We start from the raw sequence: 20,377 nt of genomic DNA, 5'->3' as shown, positions 1-20,377 counted from the left end.
ATGAGTACTTTACTGAACCCCTATTTTGGCGAATTTGGCGGTATGTACGTCCCACAGATCCTGATGCCCGCCCTGCGCCAGCTGGAAGAAGCTTTCGTCAGCGCGCAGAAAGATCCTGAGTTCCAGGCTGAATTTAGCGACCTGCTGAAGAACTACGCCGGTCGTCCGACGGCCTTAACCAAGTGCCGCAACCTGACCGCAGGCACCCGCACCACGCTGTACCTCAAGCGTGAAGATCTGCTCCACGGCGGCGCGCATAAAACCAACCAGGTGCTGGGCCAGGCATTACTGGCGAAGCGCATGGGTAAAACCGAAATCATTGCCGAAACCGGTGCCGGCCAGCACGGCGTGGCCTCCGCGCTCGCCAGCGCGCTGCTCGGCCTGAAATGCCGCATTTATATGGGCGCTAAAGACGTTGAGCGCCAGTCGCCAAACGTCTTCCGCATGCGCCTGATGGGGGCGGAAGTGATCCCGGTGCACAGCGGCTCCTCCACGCTGAAGGACGCCTGTAACGAAGCGCTGCGCGACTGGTCCGGCAGCTACGATACCGCTCACTATATGCTCGGTACCGCAGCCGGCCCGCACCCGTTCCCAACCATCGTCCGCGAATTCCAGCGCATGATCGGGGAAGAGACCAAAGCGCAGATCCTTGAGCGCGAAGGCCGTCTGCCGGATGCGGTCATCGCCTGCGTCGGCGGCGGCTCCAACGCTATCGGCATGTTTGCTGACTTTATCGATGAAACCGACGTGGGGCTGATCGGGGTTGAACCTGCGGGCCACGGAATTGAAACCGGCGAGCACGGCGCGCCGCTGAAGCACGGTCGCGTGGGTATCTATTTCGGTATGAAATCGCCGATGATGCAGACCGATGATGGCCAGATTGAGGAATCTTACTCTATCTCCGCCGGGCTGGACTTCCCGTCGGTGGGCCCTCAGCATGCGTTCCTCAACAGCACCGGTCGCGCCGACTACGTGTCGATCACCGACAACGAGGCGCTGGAAGCGTTCAAAGAGCTCTCCCGCCATGAGGGGATTATTCCGGCCCTGGAATCCTCCCACGCCCTGGCCCATGCGCTAAAAATGATGCGTGAAAATCCGGAAAAAGAGCAGCTGCTGGTGGTTAACCTGTCCGGTCGCGGCGATAAAGACATCTTCACCGTACACGATATTCTGAAAGCGCGAGGGGAAATCTGATGGAACGTTATGAGACGCTGTTTGCACAACTGAAATCCCGCCAGGAAGGCGCGTTTGTTCCCTTCGTCACGCTGGGCGATCCCAACCCGGCGCTGTCGCTGCAGATCGTCGATACGCTGATCGAAGCGGGCGCCGATGCTCTGGAGCTGGGTATTCCCTTCTCCGACCCGCTGGCCGATGGCCCGACTATCCAGGGCGCAGCCCTGCGTGCGTTCGCCGCCGGCGTGACGCCGGCGCAGTGCTTCGAGATGCTGGCGGCAATCCGTCACAAGCACCCGACGATCCCTATCGGTCTGCTGATGTACGCGAACCTGGTGTTCAGCCCCGGCATTGACGCCTTCTATGCCGAATGCGCGCGGGTTGGTGTGGATTCCGTGCTGGTCGCCGATGTGCCCATCGAAGAGTCGGCGCCGTTCCGCCAGGCGGCGATGCGGCACAATATCGCCCCCATCTTCATCTGCCCGCCGAATGCCGATGACGAGCTGCTGCGCCAGATTGCCTCTTTTGGTCGCGGCTATACCTATCTGCTGTCGCGCGCCGGGGTCACCGGAGCGGAAAACCGCGCCGCCCTGCCGCTGCATCATCTTATTGAGAAGCTGCGCGAATATAACGCCGCGCCGCCGCTGCAGGGCTTCGGTATTTCCGCAGCCGATCAGGTAACCGCCGCGATTGACGCCGGCGCCGCCGGGGCAATCTCCGGCTCCGCCATCGTCAAAATCATCGAACGTAACCTCAGCGATCCGCAAACGATGCTGGCCGAGCTGAAGGCTTTTGTGCAGAGCCTTAAAGCCGCCACTAAAGCAGCTTAACGCCCCGACCGCCTGGCCATTGGTCAGGCGGTTATTTTTTGCTGCAGGCTGTCCGCGTATTGACGCGTCAGGCGGAACAGCGCCAGCACATCCTCCTGCGTCCAGTCCATCAGCACCTGATTCATCAGCCGCGTTCTGGCTAGCGCAATGCGTTCAATCAGCGTCTGACCCTGCACGGTCAAGGTCACTTCGCTAATCCGTCGATCGCTAACGTTGGGCTGCTTCAGCGCCAGGCCCTGCGCCTCCAGCTTTTTCACCTGGCGGCTGACGGTGGTGTAATCCCGTCCCAGGCTATCCGCCAGCTCAACTACGCCCACCGGCCCATAGCGCCCTATCGCCACCAGCAGCGGGAAGAGGATCTGATCGAGCTGCACCCCGGCGGCCTGCAGTATCTGCTCATCGCGCACCGGCAGATTCATCACCCGGATGATATCCAGCAGCGCGCCGTGAAAGTCGGTGATATCGTAACCATTATGTGCATCTTGCATATATTATTTAACCCGGTGTATAGTGCCGTTATCTGATATGTGCATTTTACACGTAATTCTTCCCGGAGGTAACACCATGAAAGCAGCCGTCGTATTCGAACTCCAGCAGGGCCCGGTGTGGGCCGACTTTGCCGATCCGCAGGCCGATGAACATCACCTCCTGGTCGACGTACGCGCCGCCGCCATCAGCCACGTCGTCAAGGGCCGGGCGAGCGGCAAGCACTACAGCTTTGACGGTCGTCTGCCCTTCGTGGTGGGCATCGACGGCGCGGGAACCCTGCCCGACGGGCAGCGCGTTTACTTCGCCTTTCCTCGCGCGCCCTGGGGCAGCATGGCGCAACGGGCGCCGGTGGCGGCGTCTAACTGCATTCCGCTGCCGGACGCGCTGGACGATGTCACCGCCGCCGCCATGGCCAACCCCGGGATGTCAGCCTGGGCTGCGCTGGTTAAACGGGCGGGCTTTATCGCCGGTGAGACGGTGCTGATCAACGGCGCCACCGGCAGCGCCGGACAGCTGGCTATCCAGATCGCCCGCTATCTGGGCGCGAAAAAAGTGATCGCCACCGGGCGTAATGCGCAGACGCTGGCAGCGCTCGAGGCGGACGTCTGCATCAACCTGACTGCGGATGACGCGACTCTGCGCACTCAGTTCGCCGAGCTTGCCGCGGGGCAGATTGACGTCGTCGTCGACTATTTGTGGGGGCATAGCGCCGAGCTGCTGCTCCCGGCGCTGGCAAAAAGCAGCCCCGGCCATGCGCCGGTACGCTATGTCCAGGTCGGCTCTCTCTCCGGGGCGGATATTTCACTCAACGGCGCGGTGCTGCGTTCGGCGCCGCTGCAGCTGCTGGGCAGCGGGATCGGCAGCCTGTCGATGGCCCAGCTGCTGGCGGCAACCGGAGAGATGCTGCAGGCCGCCGCGGCCGGCGGGTTTACTATCGCCACCACGCCGCTGCCGCTACGGGAAGTGGCGACCGCCTGGCCACGCGACAACAGCCAGAAGCGCAGCGTTTTCGTGATCGATTAAAAAAAATCACTTCCGCACAAAAGATGGGGTTGATATCTTAAATGAGAAACATTATCTTTCTCATTACCGAATAGTTGAGCAAAACACTCAGGTATTCGGTACGACATTGCTCACATTGCTTCCAGTATTTTTCGCCCGCATTCGTTGCGGGCTTTTTTTTACCCCTGGTGCGTCTGACGACATACGCTAAGCACCCGCTGACGCAACCAGCGGTGGCCGGGCTCCTGCTCCTGTCGGGGATGCCACATCTGCGAAACGGTGATTTCCGGCGTCTGCACCGGCAGCTCAAAAACGGCGATATCGGCCGCAGGGCCGTCGCCAATATAGGATGCCGGCACCAGCGCAATCAGCTGCGAACGGCGGGCAACCGCCAGCGCGGCGGCGAAGCTGGGCACCACGGCGACAATCTTACGCTGCAGGCCGAACCCGGCCAGGGCGTCATCAACCGGCCCCTGCACCATGCCATGACGAGAGGTAATCACGTGCCCGCAGGAGATATACGCCTCCCGGGTCAGGCGTGCCGATTGCGCCAGCGGGTGGCTCTTCGCCAGCACGCCGACGAAACGATCGCGGAACAGCGCCTGCAGGCGGATTTCCGGCCCCATATTCTTGAGTACGCCAATCTCGAGATCCACCCGCCCCTCGCGCAAAAACTGCGGATCCTTCTCGGTCTTAGCCACAAAGGTGAGCGTCACTCCCGGCGCATCCCGCGCGCAGGCAGCAATCAGCGCCGGAGCAAAGGTTTCGACGAAGCCTTCGTTGGTGCGCAAGGTAAAGGTTTGCTCCAGCGTCGGGAGATGAAGCGGCGAAAGCGACGCGTTCAGGACCGAACGCACCTCGAACAGCACATTCTGCGCGCGCGCTTTGATATTTTGCGCATGTGGGGTTAGCACCATTTTACGCCCTGCCCTGACCAGCAGCGGATCGCCGGTCGCGTCGCGCAGGCGGGTGAGCGTCCGGCTCATGGCCGATGCGCTGATCCCCAGCCGTCGCGCCGCCCCGGCCACGCTCTCTTCGGCCAGCAGCGCGTCGAGGGCAACGAGAAGATTAAAATCGGGATCGGTCATAAGGTATCCTGCCGTAAGATAGGGCGTGCGGCGCATGCTAACAGTGCACATGCTGCGCCTTCCGCCTGATATAGCCTATGACTATAGTCAGATCCTCACTCTTTACTGCGGATTTCGACTATGACCCCTCTTACTCATCACAGCATTTTAATCGTCGGCGCCTCTCGCGGGCTGGGCCACGCGATGGCCGCCGAATTTTTGCGACACGGCTGGAACGTTATCGGTACCGTACGCGATATTACGCACCCTACGCCGCTTCACCAGCTCGCCCGGGACAACCCCGGCCGGGTGCGCCTTGAAACGCTGGACGTCTGCGACGACGAGCAGTTGGCCGCCCTGGACCACAGGCTCTCGGGAAGCCGCCTGGAGATGCTCTTTGTCAATGCCGGAACCACCAACCGCGATCCTTCGCAGACCATCGGCGAGGTCTCCACAGCGGAGTTTATGCAGGTGATGCAGACCAATGCCCTGGCGCCAATGCGGGTCATTGAGCGCCTGCAGCGCCACGTGACCCCGTCAGGATTGCTCGGCGTGATGTCTTCCGGACAGGGAAGTCTCGGCAATAACCTTAGCGGGCAGCGCGAGCTGTACAGAGGCAGCAAGGCCGCGCTGAATATGTTTATGCGCAGCTTTGCCGCCCGCGCGGCTTCTGCGACGCACCCCATGGTGGCGATAGCGCCGGGCTGGATCCGCACCGCGCTGGGCGGCATAGCTGCGCCGCTGACCATCGAGGAGACCATTCCCAGCCTGGTCAAGGTGCTGCTGGAGAAACGCCAGCGGCCGGGGCTGGAGTATCTGGATTATCAGGGCCGCACCGTGCCGTGGTGATGGGTACAGGACGGTATTGCGGGGGAAGACGCCCGGTAAGGCGCAGAGGCATAGAGAGCCGGTAGGACCCGGTCATACAGCGACCAGGGCTACAAGAGGCTGAGAACCGATAACATCGGGATGGGTTCATCAATGAGCAGACCGGCCCCTTTTGCCGCTTCGAAAAATAGCCTGATTTTTACACAGGATGGCCCACCGAAATGGTGGGCCGCAGCGACTTAAGTTCTGCATCAGCGTCAAGACGGTCTGTATGTAGCGCCTGATTTTATTTTATACTTAAAAAATATGGGATTAGGGCAGGAACCAACGCGGTGAAATTCGCAAAGTGGTTAAAACGTATCGTATTCTCCTTACTTCTCTTAGTGGTTGGCGCTATTGGGATACGGCTGTATGACATTCAGCGCGGACCCGACCTGCAACTCTGGCATACGTACGTCCCGGATGAGATGGACGCGGATGAAATCGACAGCGCAGACTGGAACGATTACATCAAGAGAGAAAACTCGCTCTTCAACGAAGTTAAACGTAACGTCACGGATAAGCTTGATGTCCAACAGCAAACTGAACTGAATCGTTACTATGCCGATAGTCCTATCTATCCGGACAAATTCCCAACAAACTGGAATCGATCTTACATTATGATGCCGGACGCCAGGCCCAAAGGGGCAGTGGTGTTGTTGCATGGTCTGACGGATACCCCCTACAGCCTAAGGCATATTGCCAATAACTACCGTCAGCATGGCTATATCGCCATTGGGATCAGATTACCGGGGCACGGCACCGTCCCTGCAGCATTGACCGACGTGAACTGGCAGGACTGGCTTGCCGCAACGCGGCTTGCGGTGAGAGAAGCGCAAAAGCTTGCTGGTCATGATGTGCCGCTGCATATGGTCGGATTTTCCAATGGCGGTGCTCTGGCAATGAAATATACGCTGGATGCTCTGGATAATCCCGGCCTGGCTAAGCCACAGCGCGTGATCCTGATTTCGCCGATGATTGGTATTACAAGCTTCGCGCGCTTTTCCGGCCTGGCGGGTTGGCCTGCGTTTCTCCCCGCATTCGCCAAAGCCGCATGGTTAGGCATAATGCCGGAGTTCAATCCGTTTAAATATAACTCATTCCCGACCAATGCCGCCCGCCAGTCGTTCCTGCTGACAAAGGCGCTTCAGAGCCAAATTGTCACTGACTCGCGTAATAAAAAAATGGCAAGCCTACCTCCGGTGCTGACATTTCAATCGGTCATGGATTCAACCGTCAGTACGCGGGCGATCGTCACGGCGTTGTACAACCGTTTACCGGATAACGGCAGTGAAATAGTGTTGTTCGATTTGAATCATGCGGTGAGGTTTAATTCGTTATTACGCAGAACATCATACACCGCGCTGTCCCGGTTGCTCCCTGCAGCTCCGCGGCTTTATAGAACCACGATCATCACTAACGCTAATGCTGGCACGACAGAAATGGAGATCCGCACAACGCCTGCCGGGAAAACAGAACAATCTATGGAAACCCTGCAGGGGCAGCGCTATTTGCCAGACGTCTACTCCCTTTCCCACGTTGCTCTCCCCTTCCCTTTAAGTGACTCCTTATATGGGCGCTATCCGCATCCGCTGAATCAATATGGTATCAGCCTGGGGACATTTGCTGCCCGTGGCGAGCGCTCGGTGCTGGTTGTTGGGCTGGATTCACTCATGCGCCAGTCTTCAAATCCCTTCTTCCCCTATATGATTACGCGGATCGATGAAGGAATCGACGCCGGTGCCGCCGCCGCTCCCGGCAGAGATTGATTTCGGCTGCGGCGTCGAATGACCCGGTCGCACCGGCAAGGCGGGTCATATCATGATCCGCCTTGCCGGAATTTTGCAGAAGACTTTAGAACCGGTATCCCGCAGAGAACATAAACACCCACGGATCCAGGCGGGTACTGACTTTCTGGTCCACGCCGCCGGCTTTGAATTTCACATCGGTGTCGATATCCATGTACCATACCAACACACCACCAAGAAAAGAGTAATGGTATGTTTTTTAAGATAAAAATATGGTATATGCATGTAAAAATATGGTTTTTTTGCGCTACTTTAACGTATTGATTTGTCTGAAAATAAAAATTGTTTTGCAGAACGATCTTTTTGTTTGAAATGCAACAATTCCTCATCAAAAGACCGGTTTTCAAGACCGAGGAAGAAAGTATGTATACCAATGACATGGCGTAATTAACTGGTATGCCTGATGTCTTTCATGCCTATATTTTCAATAAGTTAGCCGCTTTTACGGGGATAATATACCAACACTTTTACTTCCCCCCATGCTCGATACTTTCTGTATGTGAACAGGAGGTAACGATGTGTGGACGCTTTGCTCAATCACAAACGCGAGAAGAATACCTGGCTTATCTGGCAGAAAAGGCCGAGCGGGATATCGCCTTTGACCCCGAACCGATCGGTCGCTACAAACGTTGCGCCTAGCACCAAGTCCTGTTGCTGAGCGAGCGCGACGAACAACTACACCTCGATCCTGTTCACTGGGGATACGCACCCGGGTGGTGGTGTAAGTATCCCTGCAAAACGAACCATTCACTTTTAGAGATCTTCCGACATACTGATTATATCCCCCTGAGGAGATCGCTATGCGTAAGATCCGATTTACTGAGCACCAGATCCTCGCTGTTCTGAAGTCCGTCGAAGTTGGGCGAACTGTTAAGGATGTCTGCCGTGAAGCCGGTGTCTCAAGCCAGCTATTACAACTGGAAGGCGAAATACGGCGGGATGGAAGCAGCTGATATCAAAAAAATAAAAGACCTTGAGGACGAAAATCGTCGTCTGAAGCAGATGTTTGCCGACCTGAGTCTGGAAAATCGTGCGTTAAAAGAAGTCATCGAAAAAAGCTTTAAGACCAGCGATGAAGCGTGAGCTTGTCAGCTATCTGACGGTGCAATTTTCTATGAGCTTACGCCAGGCATGCAGGACATTATCGCTGAGCAGGACGGTGTATTTTTACCAGCCCGATCTCCGCCGGGATGAGCCCGTGATCCTGGTGCTGACAGAAGCGGCTGAACGTTATCCCCGGTACGGTTTTAAGAAGCTGTTCCAGGTGCTGCGCAGACAGAGTAATGCCTGGAATCACAAGCGAATGCACCGGATTTACTGCCTGCTGAAACTGAATTTTCGCCGCAAAGGGAAGCAACGCCTCCCAGTGCGCAACCCGGCACCATTGGCGACGCCTGAGGCACTTAACCAGAGCTGGTCCATCGATTTTATGCACGGTGCGCTGGTGTGCGACAGGCGCTTCAGAACCTTCAATGTGGTGGATGATTTTAAACGTGAAGCACTGGCGACAGAAATCGACCTGAATATCCCGGCACAGCGGGTGGTCAGGGTACTGGACAGGGTCGTGGCAAACCGTGGATATCCGCTGAAGATGCGAATGGATAACGGGCCAGAACTGGTTTCACTGGCACTGGCACAGTGAGCTGAAGAGCATGGTGTGATGCTGGACTTTATCAAGCCGGGTAAACCAACGCAGAATTCCTTTATCGAACGGTTCACCGGACTTACCTGACAGAAATCTTGGATTTTTACCTGTTCAGTACCCTGAATGAAGCGCGGGAAATCACTGAGCGCTGGCTAGCTGAATATAACAGCGAGCGGCCTCACGAATCCCTGAATAACCTGACGCCGGAAGAGTACAGGCTGATGGCCAAAAACCCGGAAATCTCGAAAAGTGCGTGGAACTAAAACGGGTACTCTTACAGGAACAGGGCTTCTGACTCTCGACACTTCTATACTCTAAGTCTGGTCGCTGGAGTTAACCATGTGCCGACACTTTTCTCAGTCAATGATTGAGAATATTATCGCTCTCTCCTTGCCGATGAAGCAGATCGAGATATCGCCTAGGACCCGACGCCAGTTGGCCGCTATAACATTGCCCCTGGCACAAGAGTTTTGCTGCAGAGCGACTGATGCGCCTCTATCCCGTTCTCAGAGATTATGCGCGGAGGGAAATGGTGGATTGCCGGACAACTTTTAGGGATAGTAACCGTGTGGCGGTGATAGTGGTCAGTTAAATCTTTAAACTCTGCAGCAGATTTTGGGTCGAAAATGGATTAATTTTCTGTATTGATTATTATAATATGTGGCTAGGATGAACATTTTTATTCCGGAGATTGTTATGCGCAACATTAAAGCTGGTCAAAAACCCGATAATAGCGCTATGGCAAAGAGAATGATTATCATGTTAATCATCACAATCATGCCAATCGTGATTGTTTTTTTTGTTTACAAAAATAACCCTGACGCTCTATTACTGAAAGAGATTTCTTCTGTTAGCCTCTATTTCCCCACACTGCTTTCGGCAAATAATCCACTGCTTAGCTCAGTAATGAATGTGTGGTGTAAGACGGCCCCACTCTGGGGTTTAGTTCTGTTCATATTATCATTTAAACATATTCAAACAAGTAGTGGACAGTCAGTCGGCACAATGGTAAAGGGTCTTGCATTATGTTCATTATTATACTTCCCAATAATTTACATGCTACTCTTCAACTCCACGGAGATGACTGAATCAGGGAGACTGTATCGGGTAATGACGCAAAATGACTACCTTCTCACCTTATTATTCATGATTATTTATGCAATTTGTTATGTTTTTACCGCGTATTATCTTTTGGTCATTGCGGCTACATTCAAGGTGTTAAATAAAAAATAAAAACTATCTTTTTAATTTTGTAAAAAGTGATATTTAAATAATAGCAGGCGGTTTCCCGCCTGCTATAGTTTTCAATGGGCTGGACTAATCAACCAGTTGTTAATTTTGTCAGCCAGTTTGTCGTCGATAAGGGATGCCGCTAATGAAATCCCGATAATGCCCAAGACAGTGACCACCGATACCGGAAGGCCGACAGTTGCCGCAAGGAATGTTGAAACTGATGCAAGAACGGCCAAAGCAAACCCTGTTGCCATACCACTGAGCACCCATGATTCCACTTCGAGCAATACAGGTCCCCAGTCCCCGGTTTCAGTGGCAGTGATAGATTTCTGCCTGAGTTTTTCAACTTTCATGGTCATATCTGCACCTGTAAATGCTTTGGAAAGAAAGCCGAACTTATAGGCCATATCTGTGGCGTTAAGGTGATTCCATGCGTTCAGCAGGCCAGATTTGTCAGCCGCGCTGACCTTCATCTTAGGGTTAGATAAAACCTTATTTAAAGAGGCCATTGCGTCGTTAATATTTCTGAAGCTTTTCCCCTGAAAATTTTTCACATCGGCTGCGATTTCATTTGCAATCCCCTGGTACTTAGCTCCAAGAGCTTTGCTGGCGTCTTTGCTTGCAGATACGATAATATCGCCAGTCTTTTCCAGTAACCCGCTTTCTTCGGTCAATTTAAAATTAATAAATTCCTTTATTAATTTTTTCACCCCAGATTTAGTTTTGTCTTGTGGTCCCTTCCAGTCGTGCAGTACAACATCGATGTTATTGGGGTCAGCATTAATGACAGTAGCATCTATAGTTTGGATAAAGCCATCAAGATGTAGCCTGTAACTATAATCACCCGTAATAGTAAGATCTTTTATTGTACCCACGCTATCGAAACGTTTAGTTGAAGAATATGTTCCTGACTTAGGATCATAGGTAAATTTATCAGTAGTACCTGTGGTTGCAATCTCAAGCGATGTAGGAGTAGAACGGTGTTCGACTGGTTCGTTCTCATCGATGCGATAAACTCCGGTCGCAAATTCGCCGACTGCCAGTTTTGTGCCGCTAGCATCGAGCTCCATAATGAGACCGCTCAGACCAATTTTTTTCGCCTGGTTTCCATCCAGCTCAGTGACCGAGATAGTCATCACACCTTTTTTAGAAATTTTTTGAACGGTGACCTTCGCATAGGGATTGATATTATGCGCGGCCGCAATCATGTCAGCTAATTTCTTACGAAGAGCAGGATTATTTCTGATAGTATCAATTTGTTTTTGCTCAGCTGTAGACTGTCCACTGGAATTTGTACTGCCACCTCCATCGTGATTACCTGTATTTCCTGTTGAACCACCCCCTGGCGTTGTGCCACCACTTTCAGAGCTCCAGCCAGTACCATCCCCATAACCACCGTAGTTAAATCCAGGCATTATGTTCTCCTTATTTTTCAGGCAATTGAAATATTTCTCATTTTCCCCTGACACATACTTGTAATAAATTTTGATGTTTATCCTTACATACGTAACTGTATGCATATACAGCACTTTAAGGAGTATGTTTTTATCCGTCAACATAAGTTTTGTTGATGAGGGAAAGGAAGTTCGTACTAAACTGCTTTATAGAGACTTTTAATATCACTCAGCCAAAGCGGAGCGCGACGCAGCACGTAAATGTTTTCCTGCAGAGTCACGACACATATGCAACTCAATGCAGGCTTCTTTGACCTCAGGCGGTCTCTCGCCAGAGCTAGCTCGATAATTTTCTGAACGGTCATACGAGCAAAACAATGACCGACAGGTACAATGATTCACGCGGAAAAGAATGGAAAAAACTGGTCATATAATGACCAGTTTTGCAGAAGAGTTTTGCTGGGGTTTTGCAGAAGACTTTAGAACCGGTATCCCGCAGAGAACATAAACACCCACGGATCCAGGCGGGTACTGACTTTCTGGTCCACGCCGCCGGCCTTAAATTTCACATCGGTGTCGATATCCATGTACCACACCGACATATTGAGCAGCCAGTCGCGGTTAATCAGATAATCCAGCCCAACCTGCCCGGCGGCGCCCCACGAATCCTTGAGGCTCAGATCGGAGAGCCCGGCCTCTTTGCCGGTGTCGTTAAAGTCTTCGTTAAAGAAGGTGGTGTAGTTAATACCGGCGCCGATATAAGGGCGCACCTTGCTTTGCGCATCGCCAAAGTACCACTGTGCCATCAGGGTTGGCGGCAGCTGGTGTACCGTGGCGATGGTGCCCGTCGGGCCGGTGCCGACCTTATGGCGGAACGGCGTAGCCGCCAGCAGCTCGATGCCGATATTGTCCGTCGCCATATAGGTGAAGGTTAATCCCAGCTGCGTGTTATTGCTGACGTTAAAGCTGCCCAGACTATTTAACACGTTGTCAGAACCTTCCGTCGGACGAACGGTGGCCGAACCTGCGCGAATGAAAAACTCTCCGGCTTCGTGCGCCCAGACGCCCCCGGAAAGCGTACTCAAAATTAATCCTACCGCTGCTAACTTCTTCATACCCACTTCCTCATTATGGTTATTCAGCGCGGAGAATATACCCACAATGAGTTAGATTTGATCCAACATAGATCACACAAAATCATTAGTTTTAACATTTGTTGATCCAGATTAATTTTTGCAGCAGGATGCAATAAGCGAATGATTAAGTAGATCAAATTTCGCCATATTTCGTCGCCGATGCACCGGCGCTCCGCTTTTACGGCGACAGAGCCTGCGGCAAAAGCCATACTCAGCGGGATACGGCGCTCACTCCTCTTTACAAAGATATACTTAGCCTGGCGTGAGCAGAGGCTGCTACGCTGCAGCGATTTGCGGTACAATCGCCGGCTAGTTAACACCTGCAATACTCAAGGAGAGTGCATGTCTATCACGGCGAAGTCCGTCTACCGTGACACGGGAAATTTTTTTCGTAATCAGTTCATTACCATTTTGCTGGTTGCGTTGTTGTGCGCGCTAATAACGGTAGTCCTTGGTCACGCGTTTTCCCCCAGCGAAGAGCAGCTCTCGATTCTGAGCGAAGGCGATAATCTGGCGGGTAGCGCAGGCTTGTTTGAACTGGTACAGAACATGACGCCGGAGCAGCAGCAGGTTCTGCTGCGCGCCTCTGCGGCCTCAACCTTCTCCGGACTGGTGGGTAACGCCATCCTTGCAGGCGGCGTGCTGCTGATGATTCAGCTGGTCTCCGCCGGGCAGCGCGTCAGCGCTCTGCGCGCGATTGGCGCCGCGGCGCCGGTTCTGCCAAAGCTGCTGCTGCTGATCCTGTTCACCACCTTCCTGGTGCAGATTGGGATGATGCTGGTGCTGGTGCCGGGCGTGCTGTTAGCCATCGTGCTGGCCTTTGCCCCGATTATGCTGGTGCAGGATAAGCTGGGGATCCTCAGCGCTATGCGCGGCAGCATCCGACTGGCGTGGGCAAATATGCGCCTGGTGGCGCCGGCGGTGCTCGGCTGGCTGCTGGCCAAAACCGCGCTGCTGCTGCTGGCTTCAAGCTTTGCGGTGCTGACGCCAAACGTCGGCGCGGTGGTTATCAATACCATCAGCAACCTGATTTCCGCGCTGTTGCTGATCTATTTATTCCGCCTGTATATGCTTATCCGCAACTAAATTTAACCAGGGTCGGGAAACCTCCCGACCCGCACTGAACTACGGAACCTATGCATGAAGCAGTTTCTGGATTTTTTACCGCTGGTCGTCTTCTTCGCATTCTATAAGCTCTACGATATCTACGCCGCCACCACGGCGCTGATTGTCGCCACCGCGGTAGTGCTGATCTACACCTGGGTGCGCTATCGCAAAATTGAGAAAATGGCGCTGATCACTTTCGTGCTGGTCGCCGTTTTTGGCGGCCTGACGATCTTCTTCCATAACGACGAGTTTATTAAATGGAAGGTGACCGTTATCTACGTGCTGTTCGCCGGCGCCCTGCTGTTCAGCCAGTGGGTCATGAAAAAGCCGCTGATTCAGCGCATGCTCGGCAAAGAGCTGACGCTGCCGCAGCACGTATGGTCACGTTTAAACCTCGCCTGGGCGGTGTTTTTCATCCTCTGCGGGCTGGCGAATATCTACATTGCGTTCTGGCTGCCGCAGAATATTTGGGTCAACTTCAAGGTCTTTGGCCTGACCGCCCTGACCCTGGTCTTCACCCTGCTGAGCGGCGTCTATATCTACCGCCATATGCCGCAGGATGACAAGTAATCGATAAAGGCCCGGCGCGCTGATTGCGCGTTTAACGCTAAAAAGCACGCCTGCGGATTCAAAAAACGCAAAGCGTGCTTTTTTTTCGCCGCAGCGCAGGGTTTGCGGCAATACCCGGCCTAGGGTTTGCTCCTGCTGAGGGCGGCAAACCAGTCATATTTCTGCCGCGTGCCGATCTCTTTTTCTCCCTCATCTAACTTGATGAGAAATCTGCGCTTATTGATGTCATCCAGGTTAAAGAAGTAGGGCGCCAGGCGCTGCGATAAGGCCCCGTACATTGCCTGGGCTATCCCTTCCCCGGCCTCTTCCCCGTGCTTCTCGAATTCATCTTTTATCGCCTGGAAATCGTCGTTCATGCTCGCGTCCTCAACGTATACAGAGGGAATGAGTATGATTTAGCCGCCATACATTTTCCATACCCCTTAATTTTTAAGCCGACCCGGCGCTGGCTAAGGGCCAGGCAGCGACGGCTATTCTCACGCGGCGGTTTTCATAGTAGCATCGCGCCAGATCTTCATTGACCCTGACAGAGTACAGAATGACAACAACGGATCTCGCCCCGAAGGGCGAAATGGTTTTACGCACCCTGGCAATGCCGGCAGATACCAACGCGAATGGCGATATTTTTGGCGGCTGGCTGATGTCGCAGATGGATATCGGCGGCGCGATTATGGCCAAAGAGATTGCCCACGGCCGCGTGGTTACCGTCCGCGTGGACGGCATGACCTTTTTGCGCCCGGTGGCCGTCGGCGACGTGGTGTGCTGCTACGCCCGCTGCGTAAAGCGTGGCAATACCTCTATCACCATTAATATCGAAGTATGGGTGAAGAAGGTCTCATCTGAGCCTATTGGTCAGCGCTACAAGGCAACGGAAGCGCTGTTTATTTACGTGGCGGTGGATAACCAGGGCAAGCCGCGCGCCATTCCCGGCGAGTGACACATTGCCCGGCAGGCCGGGCAATTTCTCGCTTACAGGAAGCCGAGCAGAGAAAAGAAGAAGTAGCCGATAATAATAATCACCACCGGCAGAACATACAGCGGGAAGTACTGCACCAGGATAGTGTGGCGCGGCACTACGATGCGTTCGGCGATTTGCTCCCGCGTCAGCCCTTCCGCACCTTTGGCCTGTTCCAGGATCAGCTGATCCTCAACTCCTTCGCGAAGGAACTTCGCCTGGCGACTCATGCGCGCGCCGGATGCCTGCAGCGCCATCCCGACGAAGACCAGAATATAGATTATCCAGAAGCCAACGTTGAGGCCGTGCTTAAAGTCCGGCAGCGGCGAGTTGTACCAGAAAAAGTTAAGGAACGGCGTATTAAAACGCATCATTTCAATCATGACGTGCGCAAAATCCATCATCACCGCGTCAATACCCGGCTTCTTCTCGCTGTGCTCATACATAAACTTCAGTACGGAAATCAGCGTCGATAGTATCGCCGGAATAAAGATGACCCACCCCAAAATACGTTTAAGTACTGCAATGCGTCCAGCTTGTTGATACGTCATGGGTTCCCCTTGTTTAAGACGCCTTCACTGCCAAGAACCAACCGGTCAGGTTCTAAGTCTACCTTCACTGGCGAATTTCGCCCAATAAAGCGCGGTATGATATACCATGAATGCAAATTGGTTATCGACTTACGCTACAGGAGAGGGACATATGTCAGCCAGGCGCCAAATTCATGCCGCAATCTTCGATATGGATGGATTACTGATTGATTCTGAGCCGCTATGGGATCAGGCGGAGCTGGAGGTGATAGCCAGCCTCGGGGTAGATATCAGCCGTCGCGGCGAACTGCCCGATATTCTCGGGTTACGCATCGATTTAGTGGTGGACCTGTGGTTTGCACAGCAGCCGTGGACCGGGCCTGATCGCGCCGACGTCACCGCGCGGATCATCAGCCGGGCCATTGAGCTGGTGGAAGCCTCGCGCCCGCTGCTGCCGGGCGTGCGCGAGGCCGTGGCGCTGTGCAAGGCCCAGGGGCTGAAGATCGGCCTCGCCTCCGCCTCGCCGCTGCGGATGCTGGAAAAAGTGCTCACCATGTTTGAGCTGCGCGACCAGTTTGACGCCCTGGCCTCCGCCGAGCTGCTGACCTACAGCAAACCGCATCCGCAAGTCTACCTCGACTGCGCGGCAAAGCTCGGCGTCGATCCGATGCACTGCGTGGCGCTGGAGGACTCGATTAACGGCATGATCGCCTGTAAAGCGGCGCGCATGCGCTCAATCGTCATCCCCGCCGAGGAGCATAGCCACGACCGCCGGTTTGCGCTCGCCGACGTTCAGCTAACGACGCTGGCAGCGCTTAGCGTCAGCGACCTGCGCGGCTAACTTGCCGGCGTGATGAGGAAGCAGCGGCGGCCTCATCACATAAAATAAAACAGCGTTTCATTTTTAATTGTATTTTCCCGCAGGTCCCTCTATGCTGGCTGTAACGGCGTGCACTCACGCATACATCAGCATACGGAGGGACATATGATACTTAATGCCTTCGATCTTACGGGTAAGGTCGCGATCGTGACGGGATGTGACACTGGGCTGGGTCAGGGAATGGCCGTCGGGCTTGCCGAGGCCGGGTGCGATATCGTCAGCGTCAACCGTAAGATCCCGCACGAAACCGCAGAAAAAGTCCGGGCGCTGGGTCGCCGCTTCTGTGCCGTTCAGGCGGATCTCAGCCGCCAGGACGAGATAAGCCAAATCGTAGCGACGGCCGTTGCCGCCATGGGCCGGATAGATATTCTGGTCAACAATGCCGGGACGATACGTCGCGCCGACGCGCTCGACTTTAGCGAGCGCGACTGGGACGACGTCATGAACCTCAACCTGAAGTCGGTGTTCTTTTTATCCCAGGCGGTCGCCCGGCAGTTTATTCAGCAGGGCGGCGGCGGCAAGATCGTTAACATCGCCTCGATGCTCTCCTTCCAGGGCGGAATTCGCGTCCCCTCCTATACCGCCTCCAAGAGCGGCGTGCTCGGCCTGACCCGCCTGATGGCCAACGAATGGGCGGAACATGGAATTAACGTTAACGCCATCGCGCCGGGCTATATGGCGACCAATAATACCCAACAGCTGCGCGACGATAGCGAGCGCAGTAAAGAGATCCTCGACCGCATTCCCGCTGGGCGCTGGGGGCTACCTGATGATTTGCAGGGACCGGTGGTGTTCCTCGCCTCTGCGGCGGCGGATTACGTGAACGGCTACACCCTGGCGGTGGATGGCGGGTGGCTGGCGCGCTGACAATTTTGTGATAAAGAGTTACACCGTCACCTCTTTCACACACTGTATAAAAACCCTATACTGTATGAATTGACAGTTTAGGGTTTTTATCATGACGGCGGAAGGCCATCTCTTCTTTTCTATCGCCTGTGCGGTATTTGCTAAAAATGCGGAGCTCACGCCCGTGCTGGCACAGGGCGACTGGTGGCATATCGTCCCGTCCGCGGTGCTGACCTGCCTGCTACCCGATATCGATCACCCTAAATCACTTCTGGGCCAGCGGCTGAGCTGGGTCTCAAGACCGGTGGCGCGCGCGTTTGGCCATCGGGGATTCACCCACAGCCTGCTGGCGGTATTCGCGGCGATCACCCTTTTCTATTTGAAAGTTCCGGAAAGCTGGTTTGTACCCGCCGACGCGCTGCAGGGGCTGGTGCTCGGCTACCTCAGCCATATTCTTGCCGATATGCTGACCCCCGCCGGGGTACCTCTGTTGTGGCCCTGCCGCTGGCGTTTTCGCCTGCCCATCCTGGCGCCGCGCAAGGGCAACCAGCTGGAGCGCGCGCTGTGCATGGCGCTGTTTGTCTACGCGGTGTGGATGCCGCAGACTTTCGCCGATAATAGCGCCGTTCGCTGGTCGTCCGGCATGATTAATACGCTGCAGATAACCTTCAATCGCTTTATTAGTCAGCAGACCGGACGATAAATAAACGAAATATCAAATTAGTTATAATCAATTCCATTTGAATATAAGTAATGAATTCCGCTTCTGCTAACCTTGCGCCATAAGAGCTGGTCCACAGGCCAGCCCAGGTAATAAAAAGATATCAGGAGAACGGGGATGAACTTTCCACTTATAGCGAACGTTATCGTGTTCGCGATTTTGCTGTTTGCACTGGCCCAAACCCGCCACAAACAGTGGAGCCTTGCCAAAAAAGTACTGGTTGGTCTGGTCATTGGCGTGGTATTCGGCCTTGCTCTGCAGCTGATTTACGGCTCCGACAGCCAGGTACTGAAAGATTCCATTCAATGGTTCAATATCGTTGGCAACGGCTACGTACAGCTGCTGCAGATGATCGTCATGCCGCTGGTGTTCGCGTCTATTCTGAGCGCCGTCGCGCGCCTGCACAACGCTTCGCAGCTGGGTAAAATCAGCTTCCTGAGCATTGGTACCCTGCTGTTCACCACCCTTATCGCTGCCCTGGTGGGCGTACTGGTGACCAACCTGTTTGGCCTGACCGCCGAAGGGCTGGTGCAGGGAAGCGCAGAAACCGCCCGCCTGAACGCCATTCAGAGCAACTACGCCGGTAAAGTCGCGGACCTCAGCGTTCCGCAGCTGATCCTTTCCTTCGTGCCAAAGAACCCGTTTGCCGACCTGACGGGCGCTAACCCGACCTCTATCATCAGCATCGTTATCTTTGCCGCCTTCCTCGGCGTCGCTTCTCTGAAGCTGCTGAAGGATGACGTCGCCAAAGGCCAGCGCGTTCTGACCGCCATCGATACCCTGCAGGCCTGGGTGATGAAGCTGGTGCGCCTGGTGATGCAGCTGACCCCGTACGGCGTACTGGCGCTGATGACCAAAGTCGTGGCGGGCTCCAACCTGCAGGACATCATCAAGCTCGGCAGCTTCGTTGTCGCCTCCTACCTTGGCCTTGGCATCATGTTCGTGGTCCACGGGCTGCTGCTGGCGGTGAACGGCGTGAGCCCGCTGAAATACTTCCGCAAGGTGTGGCCGGTGCTGACCTTTGCCTTCACCAGCCGCTCCAGCGCCGCGTCGATTCCGCTGAACGTGGAAGCGCAAACCCGTCGTCTGGGCGTACCGGAATCTATCGCCAGCTTCTCAGCCTCCTTTGGCGCCACGATTGGTCAAAACGGCTGCGCCGGCCTCTACCCGGCCATGCTGGCGGTGATGGTCGCCCCCACCGTCGGGATCAACCCGCTCGATCCGCTGTGGATTGCCACCCTCGTCGGCATTGTGACCGTGAGCTCCGCCGGTGTCGCCGGCGTTGGCGGTGGCGCAACCTTCGCCGCGCTGATCGTCCTGCCGGCGATGGGCCTGCCGGTAACGCTGGTCGCGCTGTTAATTTCGGTTGAGCCGCTGATCGATATGGGCCGCACCGCGCTGAACGTCAACGGCTCAATGACCGCCGGTACCCTGACCAGCCAGTGGCTGCGCCAGACCGATAAAACCATTCTTGAGAGCGAAGACGACGCCGAACTGGCGCATCGCTAGCCCCAGGCTGGGATAAAAAAACCGCAGATAGCGCGCGCTATCTGCGGTTTTTTATTGCTCAATTCTGCGCTCAGGGAGCCAGTTCGTTTTCCTGCCGGGTTTGCATCGCCCAGCGCTGCGCCGATTCCGGCACGCTAAACGGCGGAGAACGACGAAAGTGCTCTCCGAGCAAAATAAAGGCAACGTACTTCCCCCGCAGCAGCCACACGTCGCGAAAACCGTCCATTTTGACGGCGTGTTCCGGCGGCGCTGGCTCCGCTCGAGGCACGTAGCTAATGACAGGGCGATTTTGTTGGCGAAGTGTTTTCATAGCTCATGGATTCACTAAACAAAGCGGGAACAGAACCGCCATCATAGCCGAAAATCCCCCTTTGCGTCGCCCCCTGCTTGCCGCTCGTTTTGCTCCGGCAAGGCACGATAGCCGTAATATTCTATAGTTCGAAGGGTTTTGGTTCAGCAACGACCATTTTCAGTAATGGAAACAGGAGACGAGCAATGTCTGATAAACACCATAACCCGCAGTACCACCCGCCGTCGGTAGACGAGGACCGCGAAGCGAAGCCCGGTCTTGATTCGCTGGCCCCTGATGACCAGCAGTGGCGCCCAACCCCGCCC

21 protein-coding genes and 4 pseudogenes are annotated in these 20,377 nt (G+C 54.8%); 17 read left to right on the top strand and 8 right to left on the bottom strand.

All coding sequences use genetic code 11. The annotated features are described in order from the left end of the window. Both trpB and trpA read left to right on the top strand, forming a co-directional pair. Positions 1-1,194, top strand: coding sequence for a tryptophan synthase subunit beta (gene trpB, locus GVK32_RS15045; RefSeq protein WP_041145169.1), 1,194 nt, complete (start codon positions 1-3; stop codon positions 1,192-1,194). Further along, positions 1,194-2,003: a tryptophan synthase subunit alpha gene (gene trpA / locus GVK32_RS15040; RefSeq protein WP_045855047.1), complete on the top strand. Its 810-nt coding sequence runs from the start codon at positions 1,194-1,196 to the stop codon at positions 2,001-2,003. Before trpB ends, trpA begins: the two co-directional genes overlap by 1 nt. A gap of 23 nt (positions 2,004-2,026) precedes the next feature. Here trpA and GVK32_RS15035 read toward each other — a convergent pair whose 3' ends face one another. Beyond that, entirely contained in the window at positions 2,027-2,491 is a 465-nt protein-coding gene (locus tag GVK32_RS15035) for a MarR family winged helix-turn-helix transcriptional regulator (protein WP_159869295.1), read from the bottom strand. Between the two features lie 76 nt (positions 2,492-2,567). On the opposite strand from GVK32_RS15035, the gene GVK32_RS15030 reads away from it, so the two are divergent. Next, positions 2,568-3,515 carry a zinc-binding alcohol dehydrogenase family protein gene (locus GVK32_RS15030; RefSeq protein ID WP_159869292.1) on the top strand — a complete coding sequence of 316 codons (948 nt, stop codon included), beginning with the start codon at positions 2,568-2,570 and terminating at the stop codon, positions 3,513-3,515. A gap of 158 nt (positions 3,516-3,673) precedes the next feature. On the opposite strand, the gene GVK32_RS15025 is transcribed toward GVK32_RS15030, so the two are convergent. After that, complete coding sequence (locus GVK32_RS15025; protein WP_159869289.1) at positions 3,674-4,582, bottom strand: LysR family transcriptional regulator; 909 nt, start codon at positions 4,580-4,582, stop codon at positions 3,674-3,676. A 120-nt stretch (positions 4,583-4,702) separates the two neighbouring features. On the opposite strand from GVK32_RS15025, the gene GVK32_RS15020 reads away from it, so the two are divergent. Together GVK32_RS15020 and GVK32_RS15015 are read left to right on the top strand one after the other, a co-directional pair. Continuing rightward, complete coding sequence (locus GVK32_RS15020) at positions 4,703-5,410, top strand: SDR family NAD(P)-dependent oxidoreductase (protein ID WP_159869286.1); 708 nt, start codon at positions 4,703-4,705, stop codon at positions 5,408-5,410. A 311-nt stretch (positions 5,411-5,721) separates the two neighbouring features. Then, positions 5,722-7,197: a carboxylesterase gene (locus GVK32_RS15015; RefSeq protein WP_159869283.1), complete on the top strand. Its 1,476-nt coding sequence runs from the start codon at positions 5,722-5,724 to the stop codon at positions 7,195-7,197. 85 nt (positions 7,198-7,282) lie between these two features. Here GVK32_RS15015 and GVK32_RS15010 read toward each other — a convergent pair. Continuing rightward, a pseudogene (locus GVK32_RS15010) lies at positions 7,283-7,399 on the bottom strand (OmpW family outer membrane protein); the annotation flags it as partial. Between the two features lie 353 nt (positions 7,400-7,752). Between GVK32_RS15010 and GVK32_RS15005 the strand changes: the two are divergent. The 4 genes and pseudogenes from GVK32_RS15005 to cui all read left to right on the top strand — a co-directional run. After that, positions 7,753-7,968, top strand: a pseudogene (locus GVK32_RS15005) (SOS response-associated peptidase family protein); the annotation flags it as partial. A 68-nt stretch (positions 7,969-8,036) separates the two neighbouring features. Then, positions 8,037-9,144 (top strand): annotated as a pseudogene (locus GVK32_RS15000) (IS3 family transposase). A gap of 76 nt (positions 9,145-9,220) precedes the next feature. Further along, positions 9,221-9,366: pseudogene (locus GVK32_RS29175) on the top strand (SOS response-associated peptidase); the annotation flags it as partial. 211 nt (positions 9,367-9,577) lie between these two features. After that, positions 9,578-10,114, top strand: coding sequence for a colicin immunity protein Cui (cui, locus tag GVK32_RS14995; RefSeq protein WP_159869280.1), 537 nt, complete (start codon positions 9,578-9,580; stop codon positions 10,112-10,114). 71 nt (positions 10,115-10,185) lie between these two features. Here cui and GVK32_RS14990 read toward each other — a convergent pair whose 3' ends face one another. Then, positions 10,186-11,529 carry a colicin-like pore-forming protein gene (locus GVK32_RS14990; RefSeq protein ID WP_159869277.1) on the bottom strand — a complete coding sequence of 448 codons (1,344 nt, stop codon included), beginning with the start codon at positions 11,527-11,529 and terminating at the stop codon, positions 10,186-10,188. A 458-nt stretch (positions 11,530-11,987) separates the two neighbouring features. Next, positions 11,988-12,623 (bottom strand): outer membrane protein OmpW, encoded by a 636-nt coding sequence (gene ompW / locus GVK32_RS14985; RefSeq protein WP_076945362.1) that lies wholly within the window; start codon positions 12,621-12,623, stop codon positions 11,988-11,990. Positions 12,624-12,986: 363 nt separating this feature from the next. Between ompW and GVK32_RS14980 the strand changes: the two genes are divergently transcribed. After that, positions 12,987-13,730 (top strand): YciC family protein, encoded by a 744-nt coding sequence (locus GVK32_RS14980; RefSeq protein WP_041145152.1) that lies wholly within the window; start codon positions 12,987-12,989, stop codon positions 13,728-13,730. A gap of 54 nt (positions 13,731-13,784) precedes the next feature. Continuing rightward, positions 13,785-14,321 carry a septation protein A gene (locus GVK32_RS14975; RefSeq protein ID WP_045855040.1) on the top strand — a complete coding sequence of 179 codons (537 nt, stop codon included), beginning with the start codon at positions 13,785-13,787 and terminating at the stop codon, positions 14,319-14,321. 119 nt (positions 14,322-14,440) lie between these two features. Here GVK32_RS14975 and GVK32_RS14970 read toward each other — a convergent pair whose 3' ends face one another. Further along, complete coding sequence (locus GVK32_RS14970) at positions 14,441-14,677, bottom strand: hypothetical protein (protein WP_041145150.1); 237 nt, start codon at positions 14,675-14,677, stop codon at positions 14,441-14,443. A gap of 182 nt (positions 14,678-14,859) precedes the next feature. Here GVK32_RS14970 and yciA point away from each other — a divergent pair, with 182 nt between their 5' ends. Next, positions 14,860-15,258, top strand: coding sequence for an acyl-CoA thioester hydrolase YciA (gene yciA, locus GVK32_RS14965; RefSeq protein WP_095096945.1), 399 nt, complete (start codon positions 14,860-14,862; stop codon positions 15,256-15,258). A 32-nt stretch (positions 15,259-15,290) separates the two neighbouring features. Here the strand turns inward: yciA and GVK32_RS14960 are convergent, their stop codons facing one another. Beyond that, positions 15,291-15,827 (bottom strand): YniB family protein, encoded by a 537-nt coding sequence (locus GVK32_RS14960; RefSeq protein WP_123707629.1) that lies wholly within the window; start codon positions 15,825-15,827, stop codon positions 15,291-15,293. 151 nt (positions 15,828-15,978) lie between these two features. Between GVK32_RS14960 and hxpB the strand changes: the two genes are divergently transcribed. From hxpB to GVK32_RS14940, 4 genes are all read left to right on the top strand, one after another. Then, the gene (hxpB, locus tag GVK32_RS14955; protein WP_076945360.1) at positions 15,979-16,647 is read left to right on the top strand and encodes a hexitol phosphatase HxpB; all 669 of its coding nucleotides are present in this window, start codon (positions 15,979-15,981) and stop codon (positions 16,645-16,647) included. Positions 16,648-16,791: 144 nt separating this feature from the next. Continuing rightward, entirely contained in the window at positions 16,792-17,553 is a 762-nt protein-coding gene (kduD, locus tag GVK32_RS14950) for a 2-dehydro-3-deoxy-D-gluconate 5-dehydrogenase KduD (protein WP_159869275.1), read from the top strand. A 91-nt stretch (positions 17,554-17,644) separates the two neighbouring features. Continuing rightward, a complete protein-coding gene (locus tag GVK32_RS14945) occupies positions 17,645-18,235 on the top strand; it encodes a metal-dependent hydrolase (protein WP_128878396.1) in 591 nt (196 codons plus the stop codon). Positions 18,236-18,370: 135 nt separating this feature from the next. After that, entirely contained in the window at positions 18,371-19,762 is a 1,392-nt protein-coding gene (locus GVK32_RS14940) for an L-cystine transporter (RefSeq protein ID WP_123707627.1), read from the top strand. 70 nt (positions 19,763-19,832) lie between these two features. Here GVK32_RS14940 and cedA read toward each other — a convergent pair whose 3' ends face one another. Then, positions 19,833-20,072 (bottom strand): cell division activator CedA, encoded by a 240-nt coding sequence (cedA, locus tag GVK32_RS14935; RefSeq protein WP_041145143.1) that lies wholly within the window; start codon positions 20,070-20,072, stop codon positions 19,833-19,835. 185 nt (positions 20,073-20,257) lie between these two features. On the opposite strand from cedA, the gene GVK32_RS29165 reads away from it, so the two are divergent. Further along, on the top strand, positions 20,258-20,377 hold a 120-nt coding region (locus GVK32_RS29165; protein ID WP_227698077.1), incomplete at its 3' end, for a hypothetical protein.

Origin of the sequence: Klebsiella sp. 18074 (genome assembly GCF_902705905.1) — a bacterium.
GTDB classification, from domain to species: domain Bacteria; phylum Pseudomonadota; class Gammaproteobacteria; order Enterobacterales; family Enterobacteriaceae; genus Klebsiella; species Klebsiella terrigena.
This window is presented reverse-complemented; position numbering and strand designations above follow the sequence as displayed.